Source organism: Brucella sp. NBRC 14130 (assembly GCF_040371715.1).
GTDB classification, from domain to species: domain Bacteria; phylum Pseudomonadota; class Alphaproteobacteria; order Rhizobiales; family Rhizobiaceae; genus Brucella; species Brucella intermedia.
Genome location: NZ_BAABTE010000047.1, coordinates 1 through 3,148, shown reverse-complemented (window position 1 = coordinate 3,148; position 3,148 = coordinate 1). Strand labels below are relative to the sequence as shown.

The following is a 3,148-nucleotide window of genomic DNA, read 5'->3' as shown; positions in this document are numbered from 1 at the left end:
GTGAGCGCGACGAACAACCCACCTTTTCTTTTGTGAATGAGGCCGCGAGATAAGCTCCTTCATCGATAGGAGCGGAATGGAATGGTTGGAGAACGCGCTGATGCCATGCTTGAAGTCATGGATGAAGACATGGATGAAGCCAGGCATGAGGGAAAGTATCGTCGGATCGAGGTGATTACCGGCCGGCGGCAGCGGCGGAATTGGACTGACGAGGAGAAGGCGCGGATCCTTGCGGAAAGCGCGGAACCTGATGTTAACATCTCGGCCGTTGCCCGGCGCTGGGGCGTCAATCGCGGCTTGCTGAACGTCTGGCGCCGGGACGCTGGGCTGACCTCTCAACGATCTGCGAGGTCCAGTGCGCAGCAGGCGATGTTCGTGCCGGTGACGGTAGTTGGCGATCGAACGCCGGCTCCAGGCTCGCCGTCAGATGTCGCCCACTTTGCCGCGGGTCGAATTGAGATCGAGATTGCTGGCGCGCGCATGACGGTTATGGGCCCGGTAGCACCTGAACTGGCGCAAGCGATGGTGGCGGCCTTGCGAGGTCGCCGGTGATCGGAGTTTCGCCGAGTGGCGTGAAGATCATGGTGGCGACGCAACCTGTCGACTTCCGGCGCGGTATGAATGGTCTTGTGGCTTTGGTGGCGTCAGCGCTCGCGGCCGATCCCTATTGTGGCGACGTGTTCGTTTTCCGCGCCAAGCGTCTGGATCGACTTCGCTGCATTTACTGGGATGGGTCAGGCATGATCCTGGCGACAAAGTGGTTGGAGAGCGGAAAGTTTGTTTGGCCCCCGATCCGCGATGGTGCGATGCAGATGAGTGCCCAGGAGTTCTCGCTTTTGCTAGCTGGCATTGACTGGACGCCGGTCAAGCGAAACGCGGTGAGACGACCCTCAAAAGTAGGCTGATCCTATTGGTTTTGCTTGAAGATTCAGGCTAATATGATAGGGTCGGTCATGCTGCTTCGACCCGATCCCTTGCCCCAGGATGCTGCGCAATTGACCCGGATCATTCTCTTACTCGACGAAGAGAATGCCGATCTCAAAGCGCGTATTGCCTTCCTTGAGCGCCAGCTCTTCGGGACGAAATCGGAGAAGATGACGATCATCGATCCAGCCCAGGCAACGCTCGACCTGGGCGATCTAAGCGATATTCCCGTTGCAGCCAATGACGATGCCGCACCGGCCGGTGAAGACAAAACACAGGCACGGCGATCGTCTGCCCGCAATATCGGCCGCTTGCCCAAGCATCTTCCGCGCTATGAAGAGATCATTGAGCCGGAGAGCAAGATTTGCCCCTGCTGTTCGTTCGAACTGCATTGCATCGGCACGGACGTCAGCGAGGCGCTCGACATCGTACCTGCTGTTGTCCGGGTCAAACGGACGATCCGGCCGCGCTATGCATGCCGGGCCTGTGAGAGTGCCATCGTGCAAGCACCTGCACCGGCGCGCGTGATGGACGGTGGCATGGTGACCACGGCGTTTGCCGCGCATGTCGCTGTTTCGAAGTTTGCCTGGCATCTCCCGCTCAATCGACAGGCGCAAATGCTGGCCTCCTGCGGTGTCATCATCGATCGCGGTACGCTTGGCGCCTGGGTGATGCGGGTCGCCTGGTGGCTGGAGCTTCTCTATGACGCGCTTACCGCCTTTATCCGCTCGCAGCCGAGAGTGTTCTGTGACGAGACGCCGTTGCCGCGGCTCGAGCCGGGGCGCAAACGAACCAAGGTCTGCCAGTTATGGGCGCAGGCGGTTGACGACCGTCCCTGGAATGGTCCGGCACCGCCGGCCGTGGCCTATATCTTTGCCGAAAGCCGCAGCGCCCGCGAGATCGAGGGGCAATTGTCGTCGTTTACCGGCGTGCTTCAAGTCGATGGATACCAAGCCTATAAAACCATGGTCAAACGTCGGGGCAAGAGCAATGTCGCACCCATGCGGCTGGCCTTCTGCCTTGCTCATGCGCGGCGCAAGTTCGTCGATGTCGTCAAGCTGACGGGTTCTTCGGAGGCTTTGTCGATCCTTGCCAGGATTGCGGAAGTCTATCGGATCGAAGCAAAACTGCGCGGCGAAAGCGCCGATACCCGGCTCGTCGTGAGACGTCGCGAGGCTGCTCCAGTCATGAGAGAGCTGAAAGTCCACCTCACCGAACTGCGCGACGAGGTGTCGGCGAAATCGGCGCTTGGCAAGGCCGTCAGCTACACGCTCAACCATTGGAGCGGGTTGACAGCCTGCCTTGATGATGGCCGGGTCGAGATCGATTCCAATGTGGTCGAGCGTTCAATGAAATCCGTGGCCCTGACGAGGAAGAATTCGCTGTTCGTGGGCAACGAGCGGGGTGGAAAGACTTTCGCTGTCCTCGCATCGCTCGTCAACACCTGTAAACTGAATGGTGTGGACCCCGAGGTCTGGCTTGCCGATGTGCTGGAGCGCATCATCTCCGGCAAAGTGAAAGCCAACGAAATGGAAAGTCTCCTGCCGTGGGCCTGGAAGGCTGAGCGTGAAGCGATGACGCAGCAGGAGCGACGGGCGGCATGATGCACAACAGCCAGGGGACGACGGATCGACCGAAGCTTGATGACGCGGCGTTCGAAGCCTTTATCAGGGGACGCCGTCCGGCATCGCCAATCTGGTCAATGAGCGGTCTCGATGGTTATCTTACGGCTCTGATCATTGGCCCAAAGTTCATCGACCCACGCAAATGGATCCCGGAACTGACTGGCCCGGACGCCCTGAACCTGCCGATGGAAACAACCGAACATCGGGCCGTGCAGACGATCGTTGCGGAATATAACCGTATCTCGGGGAGCCTCTCTGAAACCCCGAAAGACTACCGGCCCAGGTTCACCAGGATCGATGATCAAACCTTTGATCCGTTCGATTGGGACCTCTGCTTTTTGCTGGCAACAGGATACGCGCCGAGACTTTGGCAGCCGGTTCTTCGCGGTCATGCCGTCACCGGCGATATCATTGCGCCAATTCGCAAGCTCGGCGAGACAAAACGCAAAGCCACCCGCCAGGATGCCGCTGACGTCGCTGAAGCAATCGTCAATATCCGAACCTATTTTATGCCGAAGCGGGCAAAGCAAAAGTTTTGACTGCCAGCCGGAAACCCATTCCGTCAATCACGAAAGACGTGGGCTATTCGTTGCGCTCAC

The 3,148-nt window shown here is 59.0% G+C and carries 4 protein-coding genes; all 4 read left to right on the top strand.

All coding sequences use genetic code 11. The annotated features are described in order from the left end of the window. Nucleotides 1–81: 81 nt before the first annotated feature. The 4 genes from tnpA to ABWW28_RS27350 are packed head-to-tail and all read left to right on the top strand — an operon-like array spanning nt 82 to nt 3,088. Entirely contained in the window at nt 82–552 is a 471-nt protein-coding gene (gene tnpA, locus ABWW28_RS27365) for an IS66-like element accessory protein TnpA (RefSeq protein ID WP_353392970.1), read from the top strand. Then, nucleotides 549–905, top strand: coding sequence for an IS66 family insertion sequence element accessory protein TnpB (tnpB, locus tag ABWW28_RS27360; RefSeq protein ID WP_151679077.1), 357 nt, complete (start codon nt 549–551; stop codon nt 903–905). Before tnpA ends, tnpB begins: the two co-directional genes overlap by 4 nt. Nucleotides 906–953: 48 nt before the next feature. After that, nucleotides 954–2,528 carry an IS66 family transposase gene (tnpC, locus tag ABWW28_RS27355; RefSeq protein WP_151607717.1) on the top strand — a complete coding sequence of 525 codons (1,575 nt, stop codon included), beginning with the start codon at nt 954–956 and terminating at the stop codon, nt 2,526–2,528. Then, a complete protein-coding gene (locus ABWW28_RS27350; RefSeq protein ID WP_353392967.1) occupies nt 2,525–3,088 on the top strand; it encodes a UPF0149 family protein in 564 nt (187 codons plus the stop codon). Before tnpC ends, ABWW28_RS27350 begins: the two co-directional genes overlap by 4 nt. Nucleotides 3,089–3,148 lie beyond the last annotated feature (60 nt).

Coding starts and splice junctions, on each gene's coding strand:
- tnpA (WP_353392970.1), top strand. CDS start 82: ATGGTTGGAGAACGCGCTGATGCCATGCTTGAAGTCATGGATGAAGAC.
- ABWW28_RS27350 (WP_353392967.1), top strand. CDS start 2,525: ATGATGCACAACAGCCAGGGGACGACGGATCGACCGAAGCTTGATGAC.
- tnpC (WP_151607717.1), top strand. CDS start 954: ATGCTGCTTCGACCCGATCCCTTGCCCCAGGATGCTGCGCAATTGACC.